This is a genomic window from Bacillus thuringiensis (genome assembly GCF_001595725.1).
Classification (GTDB): domain Bacteria; phylum Bacillota; class Bacilli; order Bacillales; family Bacillaceae_G; genus Bacillus_A; species Bacillus_A thuringiensis_K.
Genome location: NZ_CP014284.1, coordinates 100,650 through 125,287 on the forward strand (window position 1 = coordinate 100,650; position 24,638 = coordinate 125,287).

Genomic DNA, 24,638 nt, shown 5'->3' on the forward strand with positions numbered 1-24,638 from the left:
ATTAATTTCCACTTAAAATCTTTGTTTGAACAGGATTTCCGTTCTCGTCGTATTCTGTAAATGTTGCTCTATAATATGGATTAGCTCCATTAAATGTAAATTCGGCCGGGGTATCTATATATAAAGTATCACCATTTTTTATATGATTTTTAACTCCAACTAATTGATAAAAGTCAATGGTATTTACATGATTCCATTTATCAATTTCAATCATTGTTTTACGAATATCAGATAAATCAATTGATCTATAATTTGGATAAATAAATTTTTGTACAATCTCTTTATCATTAAAACTTACTTTTAAATCACCCTTTAAATCTTGAGTCCCAAAATACACCATTTTTCTCAAATCATGTTTCACTACTGCTTTATGACCTGGGGATAATGTAACTTCTTGAGATGGAACAGTAAACTTATCCGATATTGTATTTGTTTCAGTTGTAGTAGATGATAAATTATAGGTAACACTTGTTTCAAAATCTGCACCTGCTAATGCAACTACTCCCTTAGCAGCAACTTTAAATCCTAATTGTAACCCATTTGTTACTGAAGTGGATTCAGATTTTGTATAATCTCTTTGAAAACTATCGGTTTTCATTTTTTGGGTTGTTCCTGTATAATTTGTTAGTTCAGAAATTCCATTATATATGGTATCACCTGTTTTAGATGTATAATCAATATTTGTTACATCCATATCATTTAATGCTTCTATTTTTAAGCCCATTTGTTCTGCTATACTGTCATACCCCTTCGAACTAGCAAGATTATCTTTAAACCAGGATATAAATCTATTTGTTTGATGATTGTTATTTTGATCTTTAAATATCCAGAATCTAGCTAAAAACCATCCATCTATTATTTGTTCTTGCATATTTATTGGCTTACCAGTTAGTTTTGATTCCCTATCTCTTTGTTTCATTCTATCTTGAACCGTATCAATATAAGATTCAGCATATGGAGTTATTGCTTGTTGAGATGCATTTAGATTTGGCGACTTGGTTTCTGCGGCAAAAACTGCCATACTTGGAGTAACGAATGTAGTAATCATTAAAGCTGGTAAAGTACACTTAACGACTTTTGAAAACTTGTATTTCATAATTATCCCTCCATCATTCTTTTTGTAAACGTTTTCGAATTAATTATAACACCCTATATTTTTTTATATTATTTAATATATAAACATTTCACGAAGGATAAATGTGGTTTAATTGTATATAAAAGGAAATATTCTATTACAAAGTGATCTAGATGAAGTATGTCCATAAAATGAAATATTACAAACTTTTATCGAAATTGCAAATTCATTACTAATTCATGCTTCCTTTAACGGATGTTTAAAAGTGACCTTAAAAAAATCCATTTTCACAAAAAGGTGTTTTGGCATTATAAAAATATACCAAAACACCTGAAATGTAGTTATTGTTTATTGTACTTGATCACGATTCATGTACCACATTGATCATTATATTACTTGCTCACACCTCTTTTTGTAAATTAACATGGACAACTTGTGAATGTTTTTTGATTTATATAAGAAATGTAAGCATTTAAATGGTATCCATTCCATATTATTTATTTTTTAAATTCTTATGCCATTTTCATTTGTTGAATGGCCATTTGGATGAATACACTGGTATTTCTCTTCCATCATATGTTATAGCTGAAATATTTAACTGGCAGTTGGTTGCTCATATAGGTCGAAATCCATCAGTATATTTCATCATATCAACTGTAACACTTCCATCTTCATTAACTGGGTCACTGTCCTTAACAATATTAAATGAATCAAGAATACCCCTCTCGCAAACAACTCTATATTGTTTTACATAATTCTCTAATGGTTTAATATTTTTAAACGTAACAGAATTGAACCATTCCCCATCCCAGGATATAGACTCACTAAAATTTTTATATTTTTCTTTAATTTCTTCATCTGTTAAATTTTTTGGGTTCATAGCTAAAATCTTTGTAATTGAAACATCATCCCAGTATACATTTGTTGTATTATTTCCTCTTGCATGTATTTGCTTTATTGGATTTCTTTCAGAATTCTGCACTAAAATATCTACTCTTTGATAGCCCTTGTTGTTTAGTTTTACCTTTTTACTCGTTATCGTAGAATTCTCACCATTTACTTCTATTGTAGGCTCTGTATCAGAATCAGCTTTCAAATACATGCTAAGGTAGTAAATTGTATTTTTATCCAACTTACTTTTGGCTTCAGAAGATAAAACTACATTTGCACTGGGATGAGCAGATCTATATTGGTGTTTTCCAGTATTTCTTCCCCCTACATTATAGGTATAATACCAATGTCCTATAGGACCATTCTTCACATCATTTTTTTCACCTCCATCATATAAGGAAGCTAATTTAATCGTAAAATTCATCTTAGGTGTTAATTTCACATCATATAAATGATTGACATCTCTATATATTCCAGTTGTATCAGTTAATTGTTTTTCAACTTCCTTGGCTGTATTCTCATCTAGATAATTCATAACACTAGATTCGTAAATTGGCTTGTCCTTATAGTGCAACAATCCATCTTTTTCTTTAATTTCTTCCGGATATCCAAGTTTAAGTGCCTCTTTTAAAGACAAAGAAGGTGTTTTATCCTCGGGATTATCAAATCTTTTGCTGCAATACGTTTTTCTGAAACACTTTCTCCCGTATCAACGATAATAGAGGCTGTTTTTGCTTGAATTTGTTGGATAACACCGTTCCAATCTCCACCAGTCACAATGTTACCGCTTGTATCCTTTATTTTATAAACACCATCTGCCTGATTTGTTTCTAACATAGGAGGTTTATTATTTAATAGTTGATCCAACTGTTGTTTATTTAATGTAATCGGATGGGAATTAAAATCATCCATTGTATTAATGGCAATTCCATTTTGTCCTTTTTTCGGATAACTTTCTCCTGGAGATATACTTAAAGCTGTCGAATTCGATTTTGCGGTAATTATTGCTACAGTATCGTTATCTAACACAAAACCTGTTGTAGGTTTCACCTCATAAATCGCACATGTTCCCACATTATTGTATCGAACATCCGCATTCACATAACCTGCTGAAGCTGTATTGAATTGCGAGGTATTTCCTGTAGATGTTCCCCATTCTTTTGCAACTGTTTCAGAGTGTTGATAATTAGCACTCACTCCAAAAGTGGGACCCAATAGACTAGCCCCAGCTTCGATAGAAGCTCCTTCTGTATTCGTATAAGACCAGTTGGTGGAGGAATGTGACTCTACACTATTGGATAGATTTTCATCTTTAGATAAAATGACTTTTTCCAATTACTATCTTAGCATGTATTTGAAAGCTATTTATGATACAGAGGGTATAATAGAAGTAAGAGGTGAGAATTCTACGATAACGAGTAAAAAAGTAAAACTAAACAACAAGGGCTATCAAAGAGTAGATATTTTAGTGCAGAATCCTGAAAGAAATCCAATAGATAGAATAGATGTAAGAAATGTAACAATAAATGATAGTGCAAAAATATATTGGGATGATGTTTCAATTACAAAGATTTCAGCTATGAACCCAAAAAATTTAACAGATGAAGAAATTAAAGAAAAATATAAAGATTTTAGTGAGTCTATATCCTGGGATGGGGAATGGTTCAATTCTGTTACGTTTAAAAATATTAAACCATTAGAGAATTATGTAAAACAATATAGAATTGATTTCTGGAATACTAATAGTGATAGATCATTTAATAGGATTAAGGACAGTTACCTAGTTAATGAAGATGGAAGTGTTAAAGTCAACATGACAGAATATAATGAAGGATATCCACTTAGAATTGAATCCGACTACCATTTAAATATTTCAGCTATAACATATGATGGAAGAGAAATATCAGTGTATTCATCCAAATGGCCATCCAACAAATGAAAATGGCATAAGAATTTAAAAAATAAACAATATGGAATGGATACCATTTAAATGTTTACATTTCTCATATAAATCAAAAAACATTCAAAAGTTGGTCATGTTAATTTACAAAAAGAGGTATAAGCAAGTAATATAATGATTATTGTAGGTCCTCCATAATGTTGATCTATATTGAAGCGAATTTTATATTTTTGAGTCTTCGAAATTGTTATTTCGGGACTTTGTTTATTTATTTCAAAAGTAAAATCAAACTACTGTATAGATTCTAAAACTTTTGTTTAATAACTGTGGATGGTTCAAATAGTTAACCCCGATCAATAGTAGCACTCGTCCTATTAATGCTGCAAGAGAACGTAGCTTGAGTATAGTAGAGGTATCAATCATATATTGGTACCTCTCTTCTTTTATACAAAACAGTAAGGTATCAATATGCAATCTGTATATTTATTAAAATATAATTCTAGCTCCTATATTCTAGTAGTTATTTTGAATGCTAGTTTACTTTATTCGATTTGAGGTGCACAACATGAGTAATAAAGAAAAGGAAAAGTTTAAAATACTAATAGATAAACATAAATGGAAAATGCCCTGGTATATCATAGAGTATGCAGAAATGAAAACAGCCCTCTCCCCCGCTACATTGTATGCTTACATTACTGAAATTGAAAAGTTTCTAAAATGGCTTATAAGTAATTGATTAGCCGTTGAAAACGGTAAGGTGGTCACTAATATATGTGATGTACCAATTACAACACTAGAAAATCTACCATTAAATGAAGCTAGAACTTTTCAAAGATATCTCCAGGGAGAAGGTATTGAGACAAGAGCTATGAACAGAACTTTCTCTGCTTTAAAATCCCTATTCAAGTACTTAGCTCAAAATACAGAGAATGAGCAAGGGGAAAATTACATCTCACGTAATGTAATGGAGAAAATTGAACTGCATAAGGAGAAAGTAGATGCAGCAGCAAGAGCAGATGCTGTTACAAACATGATGTTTAATGAAAAAGATGATGTAGCTTTTCTTCAATTTCTAGCAAATGTTATGGTGAAATGTTGAAAGATATATCACCAAAAAAATGTAGTTTTTTCCAGCGTGATAAAGAAAGAGACATAGCTATTATAAGCCTTATTTTAGGTACTGGACTTCGAGTTTCTGAGGTAGCTAGTCATACTATCTCTAGTATAAACTTCCGTCAGGGAAAAGTTAAAGTGACTCGTAAAGGTAATAAAAGATCTTCCATATTAGCCACCCGCTCATGCTTAGATGATATTCAGGAATACATTAAGGTGCGTCCTAGTAAATATAACTGCCCTCAAGATGAAGACTTACTTTTCGTAACAAATTATAAGGGGAAATATACGCAGTTAACTGTTAGAGCTATACAGAAGTTATGTGATAAATATTCAAGTGCATTTGATGAGAAACGCAGTCCACATAAACTTCGACACACATATGCAACAAACCATTATAAAGAAAACAAGGATCTTGTATTGCTGCGAGATCAACTAGGCCACACTTCTGTAGAAGTTACTAGTATCTATACGAACATCAATAATGAGAAGAAACGTGAGGCGATTGAACATTTAGAAAGAAGGCAATTTGAATAGTATAAACTCATCAATTTTTATTAATAAAACTTTCATATTTTACGTAATACGAAACGTATGTTACAATATCTTCTTCATTACTAATTAACTAGGGCTTTTATACATTTAGAAAACCATCGTAGAGAAAATCACGATGGTTTTCTTGTATTTTATTTTATCATTTTCCAATATTGGAGCTAATCGCAAAATTAGTCTTTTTTATGCGAATTATCCAGCGACACACACCTCTCAACTTGCGGTATAAAAGCATCCACTTTTTTTATAAACAGATAAATTAGCATTAATGAGTTTCTATTTAGGAGTATCCCCACATAGTCGATATAAATATTTGCGTTACATGTAAGTGGATTCAAAAAAGACACTGCTTCGAGTGTCTTTTTTGAAATGATATAGATGCTACTATTTAAGTTTTTTGCCATCGATATGAGGTACAACCAACCTGTTGATGGGCGTTTTCATAAAAATTATCTAGCGTGTACAGTGAGGTCTGCCGAAATTAATTGTCCGGCAAGTTCCGTATGTGCAGCATTTTTGAAAAGTTGGACATGTACGAATGTATTTTCCGTCTCACCACGCATAGTTTGTTTTATTGTCAATGATTTTAGTGGTGTACTAGAGGAAAAGTATCCGCTAGTCATGTCATGAAAAGCAGTTTCTAAACCAGCATGTGAAAGTCCCATATCATATTACATTCTAAATCATTCCATAAATAAGTTTGTAACCCTTTTCCCCACAAATAATATTTCTCTTCGAAATCCCTCAAGAAGTCTCCTTGATGTTCTTCTAAATAGCAACGAAAATTCCAATACCTCGTATGTAAACCATGTCCTAAAACAAATCCATTCCCAATAATAAACAAATCCACTTATAACACCATCCAAATTAAAGATCTGGAATGAAATTACAATAAAACGTACAAATTACGTTAAAAAATACTCTGCGCCCTGTTCCTCGCCCTTCTTTTAGCCACTTATCAATTTTAGATGTTCTAGTTCTTTTAGACAATCCTATCTAAAGGGATAAAACGGTACGACTTTATTTTAAATCCACATTAGGATTATAAAATCACTAATTTTCGAAGAATTCCTCGAGCTCTCTAGATAAGACATTCTTCCTATAGTTATTTACTAACTCAGGGAGAGTTGATTGTATAAATAACCAAAATGATTCAACATGCGCTGCTACAAACTGATTACCTTTAGTATGTACACAATCGTTTCTAAAAGTCCTCCAATATTCTATTTGATTAATTATCGATTCGCTAACTTCAAAATAACCACTATGTGAATTTCCTGTAGTAATTAAGTCGAATACTTTTCTTTCCCAGAATTCATCGTTTGAAATTTCATCTGTTTTCTTCTTCCGTTCTCTACCATACCCAATAAGAGCATATGAACTTTCTAATTCTCTGTGCTTCACTACACTTAAGAAAAATAAATATGACATGATATACGCTGACCTATAAGCTCCTGCTTTATAACATAATATCCCCTCTTCAATAAGACTCATAGCAGCTTCCGGAAATTCTATTTCACTAATAAACTTTTCAATCTCTAATTTCACTTTCTTTTCTCCTTTAACTTTTTCATCATTTAAAGAATATTAGTTTTAATTTCATTTTATAATAATATTAGGAATATAAGATTTCAATATGACAACTCATCTTTTAACTCTTCAAGATATACATCCCTAACTAATTTAAAGAAACCTATATATTCTCCGAAATAATCGCTAAATTGCTTTATAAATCCTTCTCTTTCTTCAATATGATGAGACCATATAAACATACTCCCCATCAATTCACCTATCTTCCTTTCAATTCCTTTTAATTCATCTGGCGATATACCTTGCGGGTAATCATTAAACCACTCCAACCAATCCGCAAGTAGCTCCTCCACAGAGGATAGTCCGGATTCTGAGCAGAAATTAAACTGCCTTTTTCCTCCTGTGATAAATGTGTCTAAATCATTTAAAATTAGACGAATTATATATGAAGTACTGACATTTCCAATACTATGTTTCATATCTTTTCCTCCTTATCATTTTTTTCTTCCAATGCAATGTGTTTGTTATACCACTTATTTATTTTCCCTTTGTAATACTTTTCAAATTCGTAATCTGGAATCCAAATTTCACGATCATAGGTCTTACTCATTACACTTTCTAAAACATCCTCATGTTCTCTCGGTTTCAATCTACGATTATGAACCTTAATCTTCTCTATATAAGCCTCTCTCAGCCAATTTGATATGGTTTCACGCTGTTTTTGCTTTAGGTGAGACCAATTTCTTATTAGTTTGTAGTAATTGCCCCTTAGAATCCCTTGTGTGATTCTTCATAGAACACCACCTTCCCTACTTTATTTTTACATATTTCTTATTCGAACCGATACACAGCGCATTCCAAATTGAATCACAGCTTATGTCGTGCCAATTTTACGGATTGAGCCTTTCGGAAATCATTTATTCTTTTACATAATGTCGATGATTCAATTCCCCACTCTTCTATTGCATCCGTACTACTCATAATTTCGTTATCCAATAGATTAAGCTCTCCCCAATCAACATCTTCAAAATTAAATCCGTCCATCTCTAACTACTGCAGCATGTCTTTTTCATCCCCTTTTACCGCAAACAAATTATGATCTTTTCCCTAATGGACTTCTTCTAACATTTCTACATTTAGATACTCATGGTCAATTACCTCAATTGTACTATTCTCAGATATATAATAATAGATATCTTCTTTTAAAATATAAGTGGGCCGTTTTTAACTATCTTATTTTTCTGAATTTTATTGAAAAATAAATGTAAAATAGTTAAATACAAAGAGTGTTTTGCTACAATGGTAATATATAACATTATCATACTTCTATAGGATGGGGGGAATATATAATGATTGTTTCAGTAAAGGGGAACGAGCAAGTTACCAAAATGTTAAATGACTGGTATATAGAGATACGTGCCAGACATGTAGGAAAGGCACATAATTTAAAACTTGAGATTGATCAAAAAATACATAACATTGAAGAAGATCAAAACCTAATTTTATACTATGCTCTTTTAGACTTTCGTCATCAATATATGCTTGATAGTTTAAGTATTGGAAAAGATAGTTTTGATAAAGTAGATTCATTGGGTGTACCTGCAGATCAGTTTTTACAATACTACTACCACTTCTTTAAAGCTATTCATTCAAATATTACAGGTGATTTTACATGTGCAAAAGAACATTATAATCAAGCTGAATTACTCTTAAAACACATTCCCGATGAAATTGAACATGCTGAATTCCATTTTAAATTATCAACTTTTCATTATCATATTTATAAACCGCTTGCTGCAATCAAAGAAGCTACCAAGGCAAAGGATATCTTTAAAAAGCATGCAGGATATGAAACTAATATTGGATTATGTGATAATTTAATTGGATTAGCTTGTACTCATTTAAAACAATTTGAGGAAGCTGAAGAACATTTCATTACAGCTATTAATACATTCAAAAAATCTGGTGAAGAAAAGAATATCACGTTTGTACGCCATAACTTAGGTTTAATGTATTCAGGTCAAAATTTATCTGAACTAGCAATACGATACCTCTCTGAAGTAATACAAGAACTCCCTAAAGATTATAAAGCAATCTTTATTAAAACTAGGGAGCATATGAAAATCGGTGAGTCCAAAGAAACTTCTAATCTTATAGCGAAAGGCTTAGAGATTTGTAAAGAGCTAAAGAATGAGGAATACGAACATCACTTTTTAATTTTAGAAAAATTAAATCAAAAGGTCGCTGCTGACGAATTAGAGAAGACAATTAAAACAGGAATTTCTTATTTTAATAGAGAAGACCTACATGAATATGTACAAGAATACGCTAAAAAGTTAGCGGTTTTATTCCATCAAGAAAATAACCGTTCAAAAGCAAGCGATTATTTTTATCTTAGCCATCAAGCAGAAGAACAAAACTTTGAAAAGGAGGCTTTAAAATGAAAAAAGTAATGTTTAGCTTAATTGGATTAACAGCCGTATTCACGTTTATGTTTAACGCTAATAATGTAACTGATACACAAAAAGCTCTTAGCGAGGATAAAATCGTACAATATGCTCACGGCCATACTGGTGGATGATAAATAAACAAAGGTCTTCACTTCATTGTGAGGGCTTTTATTTTTATTGGGATCTCTGTGTAAGAATAACAAAATATTAAAATGTAAAAATTTTAATATATCGAAAACATTATAATTATACCGTTCTTTTTGCATCCATAAGAAGGATCTAAAAAGATTAGAACATTTAAAGAGAGGAAGAAACTATTAATGCATACACAAGAAAATTTTTATAAGAAATTAATAGAGGAAAAAAGATTAGTAACGATATTTTTAATAAACGGCGTAAGAGTGCCAGGAATCATTATCGCAGTTGATAAATTTTCAGTGCTAGTTTCCAGTCACGGAAAGCAACAATTCATATACAAACAGGCTATTTCAACAGTTTCTTTATGAATACCAGTGTGAACTACCCGCCACTTAACGTCCTAATGGACTGTTTGAAGTGGGGGCTTCTCGGTTAGTCGTTACTTTTGATAGCTAACGAATTCGTCCTAAGACAGCCGAGCTAACTCCCTTGTTCCAAGGGTTATTTTATTGCTATCTATGCTAACGCCAATAGGCGTATTGCTTCATTTTTGATATTGATAGCTGCGTTATAATCTCTATCGAGATTTACACCGCATATACAAGAATAGACTCGCTCAGACAATGACATATTTTTCACATTTCCACAACTGCTACATGTTTTTGTGGAAGGAAACCATTTGTCTATTTTCACAAGCTGTTTGCCTTGCTCATTTAGTTTATAAGCTAAGAAAGAAGTGAACATACCCCAAGCATTATCAGCGACGCTTTTTCCAAAATGAAGTGCTTGCGATATTCCCTTCATATTTAGATCTTCAATAGCTACAACATCAAAATGAGTAGCTAACTCTTTAGACTTATGATGAAGGAAGTTCTTACGTTGGTTTGCTACTTTTTCATGCAGCTTAGCTACACGGATACGTTGTTTATCCCAACGCCCTGAACCTTTTGTACGTCTTGATAATACTCGTTGCGCCTTTGCTAATCGGTCTAACATTTCACGATAGAACTTAGGATAATTGGCTCTCTCATCCTCAGAACTGACGTATAATTGATCCATCGCAAAGTCTAATCCAACAACTGTTTCTACTTCTTTTTGTACGATCTCTTTTTCGTATTCAGTCAAAATGGACACATAGTATTTACCAGTAGGTGTCATAGAAATCGTACATGACTTGATTATATGGTCTTGTGGTATTTCTCTATGCTGTTTGATACGTACCATTTTCAGTTTTGGCAATTTGATATGACCGTTAAGCAACATAATATTTCCGTTCACTACATTCGTTGTATAAGACTTTCTGTCTTTTTTGCTTTTGAATGTTGGGAAGTCATTTTGACCACGAAAGAAATTCTTATAGGCAGTTTGCAAGTGTAGTTGAGCATTTGCCAATGCTAATGAATCAACTTCTTTTAACCACTCAAATTCTGCTTTGTATTTCGCAGGAGTGGGAAGCTTTTGTTTCTTGAGTTGTTCCTTATCATCTTTGTATTTTTCGTACACTTCTTTTCGTTCAGCTAACATTCTATTATACACGAAACGTACACAACCGAAGGTTTTACGCATAAGATGTGCTTGTTCTTCTGTTGGATACAAACGGAATTTATACGCTTTATTATGCTTTGTCATATCATTTCACCTCACTTTTCACCTTGATTTTCAATATATTTTTTTACTACGTCTTTTGATGAACCACCAGTAGTTAGTAAGCAAAAACTTCTTGACCAAAACATCTCTTTCCATAGTTTCTTTCTAACTTGTGGAAAGTCTCTCTTGATGAGTCGAGAGCTTGCACTTTTATAAGCATTGATGAATTTTGTCATTTCTGTATTAGGGTGTGCCTTGAACAAAATATGAACATGATCTATATCATGATTCCATTCAACTAATGTGATGTTATAGTTTTCAGATAGTCGAACAAACATATCTTTTGCATAGTCTGACATATCATCATCAAATACATTTCTTCTGTATTTCACGACCAATACAATTTGGAATTTAATGTTCGTTCAATATAATCTACTTCTGTCTGTTAAAGATGGATTGATCATATCCGTTACTGCACGATATAGTTTTTCCGGATATTCAGCTATTCGATGACATAAATACAAGTACCACTCTTTTCCGTAAGTTAAATATACTTTACAGTTGTACCCCTTACTTTTTAAATCCATTAACAAGTCTGGACGGATTCCGTAGAGCATTTCCATTTCTACGTTGGGTTGATTAAGGTATTGACGGTTTCCATTTCTTGAATAAGTATTTCATCATGTGTGGCTATGGATACTGGGTGTTTAGATTCTATTATTTGTTCTACAAGTTTAAGATAACGATTATTTAATTCCTTTGATCTAGACATAGCAACATCAGCTGTTTCTTGATAAGCCCCTTTGACAACTCGTATTTTCCCAGGATAATGAACTAATTCCTGAACATCATTGTTGGACCTATATAAATGTGCCTGTATAGTGATCCCTACATTAGGATATTACGTAGTTGTTTTTTTATAGATATCAAGAATATCGTCAGTTTTTGACGTTTCTTCCATACTTATCATAAGTGTAACGCCGTACAGATTTGCCTTCTTGGCTAACTCTAGTAAATGAGTATAAGCTGTTTCTGGATCCACAGATAATCCAATATGTGATAAATCAAACGAAACAGTCGACTTCATGGAGAACAAACCCATTTCTTCAATATTCATTGCTTAAAAACAACATTTTCGAATAGGGTTAATATTTTCGGTTATTCAACAGGCTTACACCTAATTGTTGAATTAAATGAATCCCATTTTTCAAAAGAATTACTCGAATGGATCGAACGGTTTGGAGTTAAAGTATATCCTGTAGAAGATCAAACTATAGAAAAAGGAAAACATCATAATCGAATTATTTTAGGTTATGGGCATCTAAAAAATGAAGAAATTAAAGAAGGTGTGACCAGACTACATAAAGCAATATATAATTTTAAATCCAGAAATTAAAGCCGAGCCGTCCTTAGCTTAGCATGAGGACAACTCGGCTTAGTTTTCTGTCAGGATCCCATCACTATCCAGCTAAAGTTTTATAGTACTTCCAGAACGAAATTTTGTGTTAACTTGTAACAAAAAGTCCATTTTTTCGTTTTGGGGTAATTCTGGATTTTTAAGTTGATAGATGTGTGGCGGGACTCCATGAATTAGTTAAAAATAAAAAAGGAATCCTTAGTAAAAGGATTCACCCCAGGAAATATGCATAAATAAAAAGAACTAAGTTGATTATAATATAAAAGTAAACAAAGCATATTGAGAAAAAATAAGGTTGAAGTTTGATAGGAAAGAATAATGTTTGTTATACTAAATGTGCAAAAATATATGCAAAATCACAAATAAAATAAGGGCAGCTATATCAGGCTGCCCTTATTTTATCTTTAATCTTATAATCTGCTATTTAGTTTGAGCTAATTATAAACCTATTACACTAACAATCTGGCATGCTTTGGAATTTGCAATATGATAGTACATCTCTAACCCTTTTCTTTCCGAGCGTAGAATCTTGCCACGCATCTTAGATAAATGCTGAGATACGGTTGATTGCGGTACTTTTAATAAATCTGTTAACTCTGTTACATTACAAACTCTGCGATGTTCTAGCTCCTTCACAATTTGTAACCTAACTGGATGGGCCATAATCTTTAATAGTTCTACATCCGCCTCTGGGATTTTGTACATTTCATTACTTACTTGCATTGTTGTCATTTTAATTTCTCCATTTATAATTATTTTTTATTTTAATTATCTATTTTTAAATATGTTTTGTTTGCTTGAATACATTGTTCATAACCACTATGTTGTTTGTTCTTTTGTCTCCCTATCAGATTTAATATATAGAAGTATTATGATGGATACAAACCCAACAAAAGATAGCATAGGAATCGAGATGAAACCAAACAAATTCAAATGATCTTCTGTACAAGAAACACTTACTGAACATATCTTCAGTTCACTTGTTGGAAAAGCCTGAATCGTAATTTGATAGACAGCTATTATTAATCCAATACATGCAAATGGAAATGCATATACACTTACATTAGGATCTTTTCTATACATTCCTATTCCCAATATTAACACTAATGGATACATGGCCATCCTTTGATACCAGCACAAATCACATGGAGGCAGCTTCATCCACTCACTAAAAATCAAACTTATGAGCATTGCACTAGTAGCTATCGTCCAAGCAATTGCAATGTGATACTTTTGAATGATCGACATCTTATTTTCGCCTCACCTGTTTTTTAATGCAAAAAATTTGCTAATATATGACTAGTTTATTTCCGTGTTTCGAGTACCCTGTTTCAATAGAAAGTATCCAATCATTAATATCTTCCCAGTCGTATCCCCTCTCTTTTAATTCTAGAGGAAAAATATTTTCAAAATCATCACGCATTTCGCACATGGTTTCTAGTGCTTTTTCAAGCGGACCAAATCCATATACCATGTGTGTATGTACTTTTTTGTTTTTCTTTTCTGCTACAACTAAATATACATACCGTCTTTCTTTCGCTAAAACAAACTTCAAAAATCCAGATACTTGACTCACCTTTCACACTCCTTTACGTTTTTCCTTATCAAGCTTAAAAATATATAAGTAAGGAAAACTACTAAGTTTTAATTCACTAATTTAATAAATGTCCCGTTTTTTTGCTTTGAAAATACAAGAAAACGCTCATCATCACAATATTTATTACACCAGCTGCAGCACCAATTTTGGAGATAACATACACATATTCATTATTACTAAATGGCAATAGACTCGCGAAAATAAATAAAATTGAAATAATAAAGGATAAGAGCATATTTCTTTTGTTTTCATTCATTCAAAAACCTCCATTTGCACAAATATTTTTATTGCAATGGATTAGGATGCTAAGCCGCATCATTACGGTTATAATGATGTTTCTCTTCATCCACATACCCTTTTATGTTCCAAACGCCAGTCTTTGATGCTTTTGCTTCTTTTTCGCTTTCTAGCATTTGTGGTAGCAAAGTAGTGTTAGGTTTTGAAATGTAAGCTACAATACCATATCCTGATTTGATCATTAACTCGTTTATATGTATCCCTTCACAAAATACATATGCTAATTCCCTGCCATACTTGTCCTCTTTGGGTCCACAATCATAGACTATTGTTACATTTTTTCCTTTTAGCTGTTTCTTTAAAAAGGAAGAGGCTTCTTTTCCCATCTTTTGTGGTGGGATTTTTTGAGATACAGACTCAGGGGTATCTAATAACAGTAACCTTACCGTCTGTTTTTGCCCCTTTACGTTCACGTCTATCGTATCTCCGTCCTTTATATGTAATATCTTTCCTTTAACAGTCTCTAAGCCTTTTATTTTTCCCTTATAAGCTTCTGGAATATCAACAATACCTTTCCCTTCCATGTGCTGTTGTATCCCGTTTTGTACTGCTTGGGCAGGTCTTGAATCATTTTTTGTTTGCGTCGAATCGCTACATGCTGACATTTGAATTACGAATGATGTTATACAAATAGCTTTAATGCATATTTTCATACCAAAAATTCTTTCTCCTACTTAAAATACGTAAATAGCTGCGTCTAATAAACAAACGGACTTTCCAATGTATTTACTTCTCGATAATTACAACATAGGCAAAACTGTATCCATTTTGGATGATCATTATATAGTTCTCTAAATGAACGTTTCTTACAATTCGGGCATATTGACGCCATGCTTGTTTCATTCTCTTCCTGACTTTTCAATTTTTCAAAAGAAACTTTAGTAGATGCTATACTAGTGGTACACAATATATATCCCCCTTTTGAGTCTTGAAATCTTAAAAACACATAAAAAAGGACACACCTTTGGCATATGTATGCGTAGGTGTGTCCTTTTGCAAGATAGTTTTAGAAGTATTTTGTTACTTTCATCATATCATATTTCTTATTAATTTTATATATGAAATTTAAGATTTTATGATGTTATTTCTTTTTATTCGTTATAAACGTAATACGTTTTTTTGTACATCATAGGTTAATTTTGTATCGAATTTCTCTCCGTTTTTCTTACTTTCAAATCCTGAGATTGTATCGGTCATATTCTACTCTAATAACTTTTTTACTTGCGCGCTAGTTATTTTCTTTTTCAAAATGGTTTCAGACACAATGAATTCGCAAGGATTTTTATAATTTTTGCATAAAATTCAGATGTTAGCTATATTTTTGAAGTATACAATATAACCATTCCATGTGTTCTATTTTCACTTGATATAATTAATTTGGTAATATTCTTAGGCGTAAATCGATATATAGAAATAGTTGGACCAGGATTATTAGATTTAAAGTGAATAACTTGTTCATTATCAATAAAACCTTGAATATAGCTTTCACTTCCTTCAAAAAATTGAAAATGAGCTGACACTGATATAATCTCGCCAGTGTTCTCAAATAAAACTATTGAATTTCTATATGTATCAAAATTAATAAGTTTCATTTTTGACATAATTAGGATGCTCCCTTCTATGAAAGCATGATGATTAAAGCATACTACCATTTACAGCAATTCTTTTATTACCATGTGTAAGTTCTAATGTTTTATTGAGAAAATACAAGCCATCTTGCTGATGTGAAATCATAATTAATATATTACAAAGATTGTAATTTTGAAGTATCTCATACATAAGATTTCTTGTATCAATATGTAAATTAGATGCTGCTTCATCTAATATTATTATATCCCTTTGTGTGAGGATAGCCCTTAAAAAGGCTATAAATTGTGCTTGACCTCCTGAAACACCGGAACCATCTTGTACAATTATAGTATCTAATCCATTCTCAAATCTGTTGAGATGTGATGTTAAATGATATCTTTTCATTAACTTAACTACATCTTCTTTCGTTTTATTTGTTTGTCCATATAATATGTTATCTAATATAGTTCCTTTAAACAAAAATATATTTTGTGAAACTATACCTATTCTATCTCTAACACTTTCTTTATGTATTAAGTTATAGTCAATATTATTTATCAATATCTTTCCACTTTCAGGTTGATATAAACCTGTTAATAATTTTATAAAGGTAGATTTTCCTGATCCATTTATACCATCAATTAATAACTTGTCACCCTTTTCAATTTGCACGTTTAAATGATCAAATATCAAATCACTATTTTCATTATATTTAAAACAAACATCTTTAAATTCTATTGAATTAATTGGTTCTTTCATTATATTTGTACCTAGTGTATTTTCAACATCTAAATTGAAGAACTCCTTAATTCTCTTAATACTAATACACACGGGTTTTAGAGTTATATCTAAGCTGCCTAAAGCTTGAGTAGTCGCAAGGAGTTTAGCCATATAAATTGAAAATGAAGTATACACCCCTATAGTAAGCTGGTTTTGTAAAATTAAAATACCTGATACCAGTAATACTATTACTGTAACAAAGTTATTTGTTACTATTAAATTTTGCATAAAGAAAATAAAATGTAAACTTTGTTTTAGCGCACTTTTAATTACATTATTTAATTTACTCTTAATCTTATTGGTTTGTATATTTTTACCGTTTAATAATTTTATATCCTCTATTCCATTTAAGGTTTCATACATTTCTGCGTTTAATACTGCCGATGACTCGTATACGTTTGTGGTACTTTTCGATATCATTTTAGAAGAATGTTTGGATATTATAAAATATATTGGGATAATAATTACTATGATACCTGTAAGTTTAACACTTAAATTAAACATTATAAATAAAGCAAAGAAAAAATCGAATATGCCTGAAAAAACCCTTAATAGATTTGGAGAAAATAATGCACTTACATTACCAGATTCAGCAATTCTGCTAAGAATGTAACCTTTCTCCTTCTGATTAATATAAGAAAGAGGCGCATCTATAATATTACTTATCATAGATAATCGAATTTCATTAACTACATTTTGTTGTACACGAGTAAATAAATACTCATAACCTATCGATATTAAATAGTTAATACAATAAATTAATAAGAGTATAAGAGTTGTTTTTAATAATTGATCGTAGCTTTTGTTTAATAGTATAACTTTATCAATCATGTAGCCAATAATATATGGTATCGGTGCGATAATCAAAGAAGCTATAACCATCCCAATTAAACCAAAAGCTAACAAAGTTTTTGTATTTTTCAAATACGGATATAAAAATAATAACTCTTTATAAGAAATTTGAATTTCATCTTGTTTATTTATCTTCTTATTCACCCTCTTTCTCCTCCTTTGTCTATTTATTATATTAATTTACGAATCAATATAATGAGGTTGATATAATTCCATAGATATCTTGAGACCTTATCCCGACGCATTATCCATGGAATTATATTGGTTTATCCTCAGAAACTTAACAATATTCATCTCATCCAATCATACTAATTTTGCCCTACCATTAATGGCTCCTTAATTATTTCAGGGACATGATTTTTAAACCATTTACATTTTTCGCCAATTTCTTGTGCTTTTATAAAGCTTCTTAAGAAGCATGTACTACAAAAACGTTTATTTTCACACTCTTTACATTCCTCAGAGTCCATTTGAGGTGCTTGTAAGTTAAAAAATGCATTAATGTATTTGAATTTTTCATCATAAATATCTTTAATATTCTGTTTAAAAACATTACCTATACTGTTTTTCAAATCATCTAAACTATGCATAGTACACATTTTAATTTCACCATCAGGTGCAATCACAATATGTGATGTTATTGCACCACAATTCCTAATCTCAGCGCGCGCACCTTCATATAATGAAACAAATTTAGGATATTTTTTATTTATTTTCAACAATGCTTCACCATATGTTTTAACATCCTCTTCATTTAAATAAAGATCACTACATCCTAAGGCTCTTCCCATTGGTATTACTGGAGATACCCCAATACTATCAATCCCTAAATTATGTACCCATTCAGCTATATCTTCTACCTCGTGCACATTCAAATGTGTAACTATTGTGGCGATCCGCAAACGAACATCATTTTCGGCTAATTTCATTATGTTATTTTTAATTTTATGAAGTGTATTAGGAACTTTAAAGAACCAAGTCAAATAATTATCATCTAAGCTATGCATATCAATTTGCACAAATGTTTTCGACTTATTTTTTATTATTATGTCCATAACTTTATCAGAAAGAGCTATACCATTGGTCAACAGTGTTATTTGAGAAAAATCCAAGTTAAGTGCATATAACAATATCTCTTTTAGATTTGGATGTACTGTTATATCACCGCCCGTAAGTTCAATTAATTTCACTCCTATATTATTTAAGTCATCTAATAAGGATTTTATTTGATCTAAGCTCATTACTTTTGGCTTTACTGCTCCAAAATCTCCATAGCAATGACGACATCTTACATTACATCTGTTTGTAATTTCAATTGAAGCCACTTTTGGATATATAGTCTGTTCTTCAATTAAATTAACTGGTACATTTATAGGTTCTTCTTGCGTACCAATGTTCATATTGTAAACTTTGGATACATTATTCAAAAATGCATTTAGTTTCTTTTCAATACTTATTGGATCTTCACTGTATTTTAAAGACAAGAAAGATACAACTTGTCCATATGTTTTAGTACCATCAATTAACTCAATAATTTCAGTGGCGGTTTTATTTATCGTAAATGTATTTTCGTTTTTGAGTGTGGGAGCGCTTTCGTTTGGGTTTTTATGAACTACCAACATAGATTCATAATTTGATGTGAATTTTCTTATTTCTAGCTTTTCTTTCCAAAATAAGTAGCCATTCACTTTAATCATCTCCTATAAAATTTAAATTTGTTTTTAGTTTATGTATTACAAAAATCCCATACTCGTTTTCGATAAATTTATAGGACTTATTCTTAACATAACTGTTTGTCATTAGAATAAGTCCTAATTTAATTTCACCATAAACACTCTCACATTTTAAAATTTTAACTTGCAGTACTAGCTCCGGTTGCCGCAGTAACTAGATTTAATAACTCTACAGAACATGCTGCACATACTAAGCAACTCCAACAAGTCCAATCCCTTGGTTGTACTACTGGTGTTTCCATTTAGAACATCTCCTTTTTGGTTATTTATTTTTCTTCTAGAAAATTCATTTGACCAAAAGTGCTCATTCTCTTAGTACCTTTAACCAAAAAACTTCTAAAAGGATATTAGCTTGCAGTACTAGCCCCTGTTGCCGCAGTAACTAAATTTAATAATTCCACAGAACATGCTGCACATACTAAGCAACTCCAACAAGTCCAATCCCTTGGTTGTACTACTGGTGTTTCCATTTAGAACATCTCCTTTTTGATTATTTATTTTTCTCCTAGAAAGTCTAATTTGACCAAAAGTTCTCATTCTCTTAGTGCTTTTAACCAAAAAACTTCTGAAAGGATATTAGCTTGCAGTACTAGCCCCTGTTGCCGCAGTAACTAAATTTAATAATTCCACAGAACATGCTGCACATACTAAACAACTCCAACAAGTCCAGTCCCTTGGTTGTACTACTGGTGTTTCCATTTGACCTACCCCCTTTTCTGTATTGTGTGGTGCGACTAAAGTATAACTCCCTATGTTTTCTAAAAACAATCAAAAAATTTTAAACATTTTGTGTGTGTTTCTTTAATATTTTGTGACATATATTTACAAAACTTTCTTTTTGGTTTATTTAAAATAACAAATATCTTTATTAACTGATACTAAAAATTTTATTTATGAAAAGTTATTTAAGTTAACTTTCAAGTGATTTAATCGCAGTATATCTTGTTAAACTGCTTTTTATAATTTATAATATTAACTGTGTATGGTGTGTATGGTGTGCATTACATAACATAACACTTATCGATAGAGAGGTTGTTTAATGAAAATAGTCTTAAGTAATGTATCAAGTCTGCCTTTATATCAACAGATAAAGGAGCAAATTAAGGAATCCATATTTAACAATGAATTAAAAGAGGGTGAACAATTACCATCAATCCGCTCACTTGCTAACGACTTACATGTAAGTGTACTTACTACAAAAAGAGTTTATGCAGAATTAGAAACAGAAGGCTTTATTATTACAAGGGTTGGAAAAGGGACCTATGTAGCTCCTACAAATTTAGAGTTGTTAATGGAGTCCAAACGCCGGATGGTAGAAGTTAAACTTACTGAAGTTTGTCAAATGGCTCGTAGTATAGGTATTCATGCAGATGATCTCCATTCAATTTTAGATTTAATTTTAGAGGAGGAGAATGAAAAATGAATGTTGTGTTAGAAGTAAATAATTTAAATAAATCTTACGGAAATTTTTCGTTAAAAGATGTTACCTTTTCACTTAATACAGACTGTATAACAGGATTTATCGGTACAAATGGTTCTGGAAAGACCACTACAATTAAAGCGATTTTGGGTCTTATTTTAAAAGATTCTGGGAAAATTAATTTTCTAGGAAAAGATATGGATAAGCATGAAAGAAAGTCTAAAAACAAAATTGGTATTGTGCTAGACGAGGGCTATTTTTATGATGAATTAACAGTAAAGGAAATGAAAAATGTTATTGCTCCATCCTACACTGAATGGGATGAAACAGTTTTCCAAAATTATATTAAAAAGTTTAACTTAAATCTAGAACAAAAAATCTCTACTCTATCCAAAGGAATGCGAATGAAATTTGCAGTTGCATTAGCCCTATCCCATCATGCAGATCTATTAATAATGGATGAACCAACAAGTGGTTTGGATCCATTAGTACGGAGTGAATTAATGGATATTCTCCTTGATTTCATGAAAGAGCCGGGGAAAAGCGTATTTTTTTCCACTCATATTACATCTGATTTAGATAAAATTGCTGATATGATTATTTTAATTGATGATGGAAAAGTTTTAGTAAATGATGAAAAAGATGTTTTAATAGACACACATGCATTGGTAAAGGGCGACAACCGCTTAATTAATAAACAAACAAGACCTCTTTTTTTAAATTTACATCAAACTCACTATGGATTTGAAGGGATTACTAATAAAAAAGATGATGTACGTCGACTCATGCCTGATGTATTAATAGAAAGACCAACTATTGAGGAGATTATGCTTTCATATATTGGGGGGAACATCCATGTTAATTAACCTAGTGATGAAAGACTTTTTGTTAGTCAAAAAATATTTTCTAATCTTACTCGTTTTTGCTGCCATAGCTCCTATTTATCTTTCTTCACAATTACAATTAAACGATGGCGGTCTTGTTAGCTTTCTTTTAACCGTTATTTTGATGGAATATATTTTGTTCGGAACGGTATCCAAATTTGAGGATCAGTACAAGGGAGCGGCTTTACTTTGTGCTACCCCATACACACGAAGCGCATTTGTAAAAGCGAAGTACCTTTTTCTTTTGGTAATTTTTATTTGTGCAGCTATTATCCGTATAATCATTTCAGTTGTTGCACCATCAGGTATAGAAAGCCTGAGCGCTAGCGCTCTTGGAATAACTTTTTTAACTCTAAGTATTTTATTTGGTGTACTACTTCCTGTTCAGTTTAAATTTGGTTATGACAAAACCAAAATCATATCACTTTTAACTGCTTTTTTAATACCTTTTGTTGCTCCTACTCTTATAAGGGGACTACAATCAAGTGATATTGATTTCAAAAGTATTTTTCCATTCTCACCAACTGTCCTAACATGGATGCCTTATTTCATCTCAATTATTATTGGTTTTATATCAATGATAATATCTCTGAGAGTATATGCAAAAAAAGATTTATAATTTAAATTTGAAATCATAGGAATGAGTAATTAAATACTTTATATCTTTAATTACTCATTCCCTTTTATTTAATTCTCTCCTCTAATGAACTTATTCCTAAAATACATTTTATTGATATCAAAGTGAATAAAGTTTTCAAATCACTAATTCTCTTAACATCTCTTTTCATTAACGATTTAGTAAACTAAGGATTATACATAATATATCAAGGGGTGATTTTATGAAAAAAATAATTAAATTCCTTCTGTTAATTAACTTGATTTCCGGAACTTTCATACCTATTACTACAGTTCATGCTGAAGATAAATCTCAATATTACACTATAATGTTGAAGAATTATCAAAATCTCCAAAAACTAGCTAGTAAGTTTCAAAAATATGATATGCAAGTAGTCTATATTGTCCCAGAGATTGGTGTTATACAAGTGAAAGCTACCGAAAAAGCAATGAATATTGTTCATTCGGATCCTAATATACATTCATATAATAAGTCATTACAATCGTTTAATTCAAGAGAAGTAGCAACCAATGTCTCTTCCCCCCCTACCCTTAAATGAAATATGGGAGAATCAATGGGATATGCAACAAGTAACCCATAATGGTGATAGCTATAGACTATATCCAGGAACTAAAAATGTAACTGTTGGTATCATTGATTCAGGCATTGATATAAATCATCCTGATTTAAAAGATAACATTTCACCTGGATCTAAAAATTTAGTGCCTAAAGGTGGGTTTAGAGAGCAAGAATCTCAAGAAACAGGTGAATTAAATCGCCTAATAGATCTAAGAGGACATGGAACTTTTACTGCTGGACAGGTTGCAGCTAATGGTTTTATGAAAGGGGTTGCTCCTGGTATTGGAATTAAAATGTATAGAGTGTTTGGTAATGGGGCGGGTGAGGCTATTTGGGTTATTAAAGCCATAGTTGAAGCTGCTAAAGATAATGTTGATGTTATCAATTTAAGTTTAGGCGAATACCTTATCAATGGTATAGTATCTTCTTCAGACGGTGAATCTAGTGAGGAATTATCTGAAATTAGAGCTTATAAAAAAGCCATTAAATATGCTAAGTCAAAGGGAAGTGTTATAGTTGCTGCGGCTGGTAATGACGGTCTTAATGTTACTAACAAGCAAGAAATGAATGATTTTTTTAGAAAGAAAAATGAAAATACTGGGGTAACATATAATGGAGGAGTATTAGATGTTCCTGCTGAGTTACCTAATATAGTAACAGTTTCATCTGTTGGCCCCTCTAAATTACTCTCCTTATTTTCAAATTATGGTGAAAGTTTTATAGATATTGCTGCACCTGGAGGAGATAATAGATTATTTCAGCAATATGGTTTAGAACAGTGGGTAAAAAATAAGCTAATGTTAAAAGAACTAATATTAACTACCGCCCCTGGTGGTGGTTATGCTCTCTCTGTAGGTGTTTCACTTGCCGCTCCAAAAGTGTCAGGTGCTTTAGCATTAATTATTGATAAAAATAATTTAAAAAAAGATCCAGATAAGGCCGTAAGATATCTTTATAAAAATGGAGTTAGCAATGATACCCCTACTAATAAAAGTTTTTATGGTAATGGTTTGCTTGATGTCTATAAGGCCGTTTCTCAATAGTTCTAAAATGATATGAAAGTGTACGTAAATATATTTCAAACGCCTTCCATACTAGATTAGAGGTGTTATTTATATCATTAATAAAGTATATTTTTGGAGGGCTTAATTTAGTGCGTTATTTTAGACCATTTGTAGGATTTTTAATTGCTAGGGAAGCGGGAAGAAACAGTTAAGAGTGTGGTGGATGTTTTGGAGTAGTTTTCATGCTATCCGTTTCATATACATTTATTTCTAATATCCCTAACTTTATAGATTATATTTTACAAGCTCCATTCTTTGATGCAGATTTTGATTTTGGACAATTATACAGTGAGCTCCATGGGGGATGCTGATTGCTTTTTGGATTATAGTAATTCTTACTTTTATACTATTCATACCTATTTTGTGCTTAGCAATATTTATTTGTCTCCTAATTGTACATTTATGTATATTGATTTTCCGCATTTTTGTAGGTACCATTTTCGGACATTCTCAAAATACAAATGAGAACGATATCGAATAACTTTGTATAAATACAAAAGTCCATTTCAATTGAAATGGACTTTATTTGTTGAAATAAAAAATTTATATAGAGATTACGATAAACCCTATTACACATATACATTATTCCTTTCT

29 protein-coding genes and 6 pseudogenes are annotated in these 24,638 nt (G+C 31.4%); 11 read left to right on the plus strand and 24 right to left on the minus strand.

The genetic code is table 11. The features are described from left to right. Window position 1: 1 nt before the first annotated feature. The 3 genes from AXW78_RS29270 to AXW78_RS35160 form a co-directional block, all read right to left on the minus strand. Window positions 2-1,096: an epsilon-toxin family protein gene (locus AXW78_RS29270; protein WP_061885068.1), complete on the minus strand. Its 1,095-nt coding sequence runs from the start codon at window positions 1,094-1,096 to the stop codon at window positions 2-4. 592 nt (window positions 1,097-1,688) lie between these two features. Further along, on the minus strand, window positions 1,689-2,603 hold the full coding sequence (locus AXW78_RS35155; RefSeq protein WP_231122479.1) for a hypothetical protein: 915 nt from the start codon (window positions 2,601-2,603) through the stop codon (window positions 1,689-1,691). Beyond that, complete coding sequence (locus tag AXW78_RS35160) at window positions 2,594-3,181, minus strand: hypothetical protein (RefSeq protein WP_347400268.1); 588 nt, start codon at window positions 3,179-3,181, stop codon at window positions 2,594-2,596. Before AXW78_RS35160 ends, AXW78_RS35155 begins: the two co-directional genes overlap by 10 nt. 79 nt (window positions 3,182-3,260) lie before the next feature. On the opposite strand from AXW78_RS35160, the gene AXW78_RS29280 reads away from it, so the two are divergent. Both AXW78_RS29280 and xerS read left to right on the plus strand, forming a co-directional pair. Further along, on the plus strand, window positions 3,261-3,905 hold the full coding sequence (locus tag AXW78_RS29280) for a hypothetical protein (RefSeq protein WP_061885069.1): 645 nt from the start codon (window positions 3,261-3,263) through the stop codon (window positions 3,903-3,905). A gap of 526 nt (window positions 3,906-4,431) precedes the next feature. Continuing rightward, window positions 4,432-5,516: pseudogene (gene xerS / locus AXW78_RS29285) on the plus strand (tyrosine recombinase XerS). A gap of 464 nt (window positions 5,517-5,980) precedes the next feature. Here the strand turns inward: xerS and AXW78_RS29290 are convergent. From AXW78_RS29290 to AXW78_RS35165, 6 genes and pseudogenes are all read right to left on the minus strand, one after another. After that, on the minus strand, window positions 5,981-6,196 hold the full coding sequence (locus tag AXW78_RS29290) for a hypothetical protein (protein WP_061885070.1): 216 nt from the start codon (window positions 6,194-6,196) through the stop codon (window positions 5,981-5,983). Continuing rightward, window positions 6,172-6,381: an AbiH family protein gene (locus tag AXW78_RS29295; RefSeq protein ID WP_061885071.1), complete on the minus strand. Its 210-nt coding sequence runs from the start codon at window positions 6,379-6,381 to the stop codon at window positions 6,172-6,174. The genes AXW78_RS29290 and AXW78_RS29295 overlap by 25 nt, the downstream gene beginning before the upstream one ends. Before the next feature lie 203 nt (window positions 6,382-6,584). Beyond that, the gene (locus tag AXW78_RS29300) at window positions 6,585-7,079 is read right to left on the minus strand and encodes a hypothetical protein (protein ID WP_061885072.1); all 495 of its coding nucleotides are present in this window, start codon (window positions 7,077-7,079) and stop codon (window positions 6,585-6,587) included. Between the two features lie 83 nt (window positions 7,080-7,162). Next, the gene (locus AXW78_RS29305; protein WP_061885073.1) at window positions 7,163-7,540 is read right to left on the minus strand and encodes a hypothetical protein; all 378 of its coding nucleotides are present in this window, start codon (window positions 7,538-7,540) and stop codon (window positions 7,163-7,165) included. After that, a pseudogene (locus tag AXW78_RS35600) lies at window positions 7,537-7,855 on the minus strand (transposase). The gene AXW78_RS29305 and the pseudogene AXW78_RS35600 overlap by 4 nt, the downstream one beginning before the upstream one ends. A gap of 80 nt (window positions 7,856-7,935) precedes the next feature. Next, window positions 7,936-8,267, minus strand: a pseudogene (locus tag AXW78_RS35165) (helix-turn-helix domain-containing protein); the annotation flags it as partial. 143 nt (window positions 8,268-8,410) lie between these two features. Between AXW78_RS35165 and AXW78_RS29320 the strand changes: the two are divergent. The 3 genes from AXW78_RS29320 to hfq all read left to right on the plus strand — a co-directional run bounded on the left by AXW78_RS29320 (window position 8,411) and on the right by hfq (window position 10,017). After that, a complete protein-coding gene (locus AXW78_RS29320; RefSeq protein ID WP_061885074.1) occupies window positions 8,411-9,505 on the plus strand; it encodes a Rap family tetratricopeptide repeat protein in 1,095 nt (364 codons plus the stop codon). Next, window positions 9,502-9,642 carry a hypothetical protein gene (locus tag AXW78_RS34625; RefSeq protein WP_165375039.1) on the plus strand — a complete coding sequence of 47 codons (141 nt, stop codon included), beginning with the start codon at window positions 9,502-9,504 and terminating at the stop codon, window positions 9,640-9,642. Before AXW78_RS29320 ends, AXW78_RS34625 begins: the two co-directional genes overlap by 4 nt. A gap of 189 nt (window positions 9,643-9,831) precedes the next feature. Continuing rightward, a complete protein-coding gene (hfq, locus tag AXW78_RS29325; protein WP_061885075.1) occupies window positions 9,832-10,017 on the plus strand; it encodes an RNA chaperone Hfq in 186 nt (61 codons plus the stop codon). A gap of 148 nt (window positions 10,018-10,165) precedes the next feature. Here the strand turns inward: hfq and AXW78_RS29330 are convergent, their stop codons facing one another. The 3 genes and pseudogenes from AXW78_RS29330 to AXW78_RS29340 all read right to left on the minus strand — a co-directional run. Beyond that, window positions 10,166-11,278, minus strand: coding sequence for an RNA-guided endonuclease TnpB family protein (locus AXW78_RS29330; RefSeq protein ID WP_061885076.1), 1,113 nt, complete (start codon window positions 11,276-11,278; stop codon window positions 10,166-10,168). Window positions 11,279-11,289: 11 nt separating this feature from the next. Then, the gene (tnpA, locus tag AXW78_RS29335) at window positions 11,290-11,652 is read right to left on the minus strand and encodes an IS200/IS605 family transposase (protein WP_061885077.1); all 363 of its coding nucleotides are present in this window, start codon (window positions 11,650-11,652) and stop codon (window positions 11,290-11,292) included. A gap of 6 nt (window positions 11,653-11,658) precedes the next feature. Further along, window positions 11,659-12,347: pseudogene (locus tag AXW78_RS29340) on the minus strand (proline dehydrogenase family protein); the annotation flags it as partial. Between AXW78_RS29340 and AXW78_RS35605 the strand changes: the two are divergent. Beyond that, a pseudogene (locus AXW78_RS35605) lies at window positions 12,342-12,632 on the plus strand (PLP-dependent aminotransferase family protein); the annotation flags it as partial. The pseudogenes AXW78_RS29340 and AXW78_RS35605 sit on opposite strands and share 6 nt — an antisense overlap. Before the next feature lie 459 nt (window positions 12,633-13,091). On the opposite strand, the gene AXW78_RS29345 reads toward AXW78_RS35605, so the two are convergent. From AXW78_RS29345 to tucA (AXW78_RS35385), 12 genes and pseudogenes are all read right to left on the minus strand, one after another. Continuing rightward, window positions 13,092-13,385: an ArsR/SmtB family transcription factor gene (locus AXW78_RS29345; protein ID WP_061885078.1), complete on the minus strand. Its 294-nt coding sequence runs from the start codon at window positions 13,383-13,385 to the stop codon at window positions 13,092-13,094. Window positions 13,386-13,472: 87 nt separating this feature from the next. Beyond that, window positions 13,473-13,901, minus strand: coding sequence for a disulfide bond formation protein B (locus AXW78_RS29350; RefSeq protein ID WP_061885079.1), 429 nt, complete (start codon window positions 13,899-13,901; stop codon window positions 13,473-13,475). A 40-nt stretch (window positions 13,902-13,941) separates the two neighbouring features. Then, on the minus strand, window positions 13,942-14,229 hold the full coding sequence (locus AXW78_RS29355; protein WP_061885080.1) for a hypothetical protein: 288 nt from the start codon (window positions 14,227-14,229) through the stop codon (window positions 13,942-13,944). Between the two features lie 76 nt (window positions 14,230-14,305). Then, window positions 14,306-14,506 (minus strand): hypothetical protein, encoded by a 201-nt coding sequence (locus AXW78_RS29360; RefSeq protein WP_001004893.1) that lies wholly within the window; start codon window positions 14,504-14,506, stop codon window positions 14,306-14,308. 49 nt (window positions 14,507-14,555) lie between these two features. After that, window positions 14,556-15,200 carry a thermonuclease family protein gene (locus AXW78_RS29365; protein WP_061885081.1) on the minus strand — a complete coding sequence of 215 codons (645 nt, stop codon included), beginning with the start codon at window positions 15,198-15,200 and terminating at the stop codon, window positions 14,556-14,558. A 428-nt stretch (window positions 15,201-15,628) separates the two neighbouring features. Beyond that, window positions 15,629-15,846 (minus strand): annotated as a pseudogene (locus AXW78_RS35610) (topoisomerase C-terminal repeat-containing protein); the annotation flags it as partial. A gap of 14 nt (window positions 15,847-15,860) precedes the next feature. Further along, entirely contained in the window at window positions 15,861-16,148 is a 288-nt protein-coding gene (locus tag AXW78_RS29375; protein ID WP_061885083.1) for a hypothetical protein, read from the minus strand. Window positions 16,149-16,182: 34 nt separating this feature from the next. Beyond that, window positions 16,183-17,892, minus strand: coding sequence for an ABC transporter ATP-binding protein (locus tag AXW78_RS29380; protein WP_061885084.1), 1,710 nt, complete (start codon window positions 17,890-17,892; stop codon window positions 16,183-16,185). Window positions 17,893-18,056: 164 nt separating this feature from the next. Then, complete coding sequence (locus AXW78_RS29385; RefSeq protein WP_061885085.1) at window positions 18,057-19,445, minus strand: PqqD family peptide modification chaperone; 1,389 nt, start codon at window positions 19,443-19,445, stop codon at window positions 18,057-18,059. Between the two features lie 155 nt (window positions 19,446-19,600). Continuing rightward, complete coding sequence (tucA, locus tag AXW78_RS35375) at window positions 19,601-19,723, minus strand: subclass IId bacteriocin thuricin17 (protein WP_000449799.1); 123 nt, start codon at window positions 19,721-19,723, stop codon at window positions 19,601-19,603. Between the two features lie 105 nt (window positions 19,724-19,828). Further along, window positions 19,829-19,951, minus strand: a complete 123-nt coding sequence (gene tucA / locus AXW78_RS35380) for a subclass IId bacteriocin thuricin17 (protein ID WP_000449799.1) — start codon at window positions 19,949-19,951, stop codon at window positions 19,829-19,831. Between the two features lie 106 nt (window positions 19,952-20,057). After that, on the minus strand, window positions 20,058-20,180 hold the full coding sequence (gene tucA / locus AXW78_RS35385; protein ID WP_000449799.1) for a subclass IId bacteriocin thuricin17: 123 nt from the start codon (window positions 20,178-20,180) through the stop codon (window positions 20,058-20,060). A 340-nt stretch (window positions 20,181-20,520) separates the two neighbouring features. On the opposite strand from tucA (AXW78_RS35385), the gene AXW78_RS29390 reads away from it, so the two are divergent. The 5 genes from AXW78_RS29390 (at window position 20,521) to AXW78_RS29405 (ending at window position 24,023) form a co-directional block, all read left to right on the plus strand. Beyond that, window positions 20,521-20,904, plus strand: a complete 384-nt coding sequence (locus AXW78_RS29390) for a GntR family transcriptional regulator (RefSeq protein ID WP_061885086.1) — start codon at window positions 20,521-20,523, stop codon at window positions 20,902-20,904. Continuing rightward, entirely contained in the window at window positions 20,901-21,767 is an 867-nt protein-coding gene (locus AXW78_RS29395) for an ABC transporter ATP-binding protein (protein ID WP_001103609.1), read from the plus strand. The genes AXW78_RS29390 and AXW78_RS29395 overlap by 4 nt, the downstream gene beginning before the upstream one ends. Then, window positions 21,757-22,404 carry an ABC-2 transporter permease gene (locus AXW78_RS29400; RefSeq protein ID WP_061885087.1) on the plus strand — a complete coding sequence of 216 codons (648 nt, stop codon included), beginning with the start codon at window positions 21,757-21,759 and terminating at the stop codon, window positions 22,402-22,404. The genes AXW78_RS29395 and AXW78_RS29400 overlap by 11 nt, the downstream gene beginning before the upstream one ends. Window positions 22,405-22,624: 220 nt before the next feature. Beyond that, the gene (locus AXW78_RS35840; protein ID WP_231122481.1) at window positions 22,625-22,960 is read left to right on the plus strand and encodes a hypothetical protein; all 336 of its coding nucleotides are present in this window, start codon (window positions 22,625-22,627) and stop codon (window positions 22,958-22,960) included. Window positions 22,961-22,982: 22 nt separating this feature from the next. Beyond that, window positions 22,983-24,023, plus strand: coding sequence for a S8 family peptidase (locus tag AXW78_RS29405; protein ID WP_231122482.1), 1,041 nt, complete (start codon window positions 22,983-22,985; stop codon window positions 24,021-24,023). Window positions 24,024-24,638 lie beyond the last annotated feature (615 nt).

Bases quoted from the DNA above. Each gene is read 5' to 3' on its own strand.
- AXW78_RS29305 (WP_061885073.1), bottom strand. From the start codon at position 7,540: ATGAAACATAGTATTGGAAATGTCAGTACTTCATATATAATTCGTCTA.
- AXW78_RS29395 (WP_001103609.1), top strand. From the start codon at position 20,901: ATGAATGTTGTGTTAGAAGTAAATAATTTAAATAAATCTTACGGAAAT.
- hfq (WP_061885075.1), top strand. From the start codon at position 9,832: ATGCATACACAAGAAAATTTTTATAAGAAATTAATAGAGGAAAAAAGA.
- AXW78_RS29360 (WP_001004893.1), bottom strand. From the start codon at position 14,506: ATGAATGAAAACAAAAGAAATATGCTCTTATCCTTTATTATTTCAATT.
- AXW78_RS29320 (WP_061885074.1), top strand. From the start codon at position 8,411: ATGATTGTTTCAGTAAAGGGGAACGAGCAAGTTACCAAAATGTTAAAT.
- AXW78_RS29375 (WP_061885083.1), bottom strand. From the start codon at position 16,148: ATGTCAAAAATGAAACTTATTAATTTTGATACATATAGAAATTCAATA.
- tucA (WP_000449799.1), bottom strand. From the start codon at position 19,951: ATGGAAACACCAGTAGTACAACCAAGGGATTGGACTTGTTGGAGTTGC.
- AXW78_RS29350 (WP_061885079.1), bottom strand. From the start codon at position 13,901: ATGTCGATCATTCAAAAGTATCACATTGCAATTGCTTGGACGATAGCT.
- AXW78_RS29400 (WP_061885087.1), top strand. From the start codon at position 21,757: ATGTTAATTAACCTAGTGATGAAAGACTTTTTGTTAGTCAAAAAATAT.
- AXW78_RS29385 (WP_061885085.1), bottom strand. From the start codon at position 19,445: ATGATTAAAGTGAATGGCTACTTATTTTGGAAAGAAAAGCTAGAAATA.
- AXW78_RS29405 (WP_231122482.1), top strand. From the start codon at position 22,983: ATGCAACAAGTAACCCATAATGGTGATAGCTATAGACTATATCCAGGA.
- AXW78_RS29365 (WP_061885081.1), bottom strand. From the start codon at position 15,200: ATGAAAATATGCATTAAAGCTATTTGTATAACATCATTCGTAATTCAA.
- tucA (WP_000449799.1), bottom strand. From the start codon at position 20,180: ATGGAAACACCAGTAGTACAACCAAGGGACTGGACTTGTTGGAGTTGT.
- AXW78_RS34625 (WP_165375039.1), top strand. From the start codon at position 9,502: ATGAAAAAAGTAATGTTTAGCTTAATTGGATTAACAGCCGTATTCACG.
- AXW78_RS29390 (WP_061885086.1), top strand. From the start codon at position 20,521: ATGAAAATAGTCTTAAGTAATGTATCAAGTCTGCCTTTATATCAACAG.
- AXW78_RS29290 (WP_061885070.1), bottom strand. From the start codon at position 6,196: ATGGGACTTTCACATGCTGGTTTAGAAACTGCTTTTCATGACATGACT.
- tucA (WP_000449799.1), bottom strand. From the start codon at position 19,723: ATGGAAACACCAGTAGTACAACCAAGGGATTGGACTTGTTGGAGTTGC.
- AXW78_RS29345 (WP_061885078.1), bottom strand. From the start codon at position 13,385: ATGACAACAATGCAAGTAAGTAATGAAATGTACAAAATCCCAGAGGCG.
- AXW78_RS29330 (WP_061885076.1), bottom strand. From the start codon at position 11,278: ATGACAAAGCATAATAAAGCGTATAAATTCCGTTTGTATCCAACAGAA.
- AXW78_RS29270 (WP_061885068.1), bottom strand. From the start codon at position 1,096: ATGAAATACAAGTTTTCAAAAGTCGTTAAGTGTACTTTACCAGCTTTA.
- AXW78_RS35840 (WP_231122481.1), top strand. From the start codon at position 22,625: ATGAAAAAAATAATTAAATTCCTTCTGTTAATTAACTTGATTTCCGGA.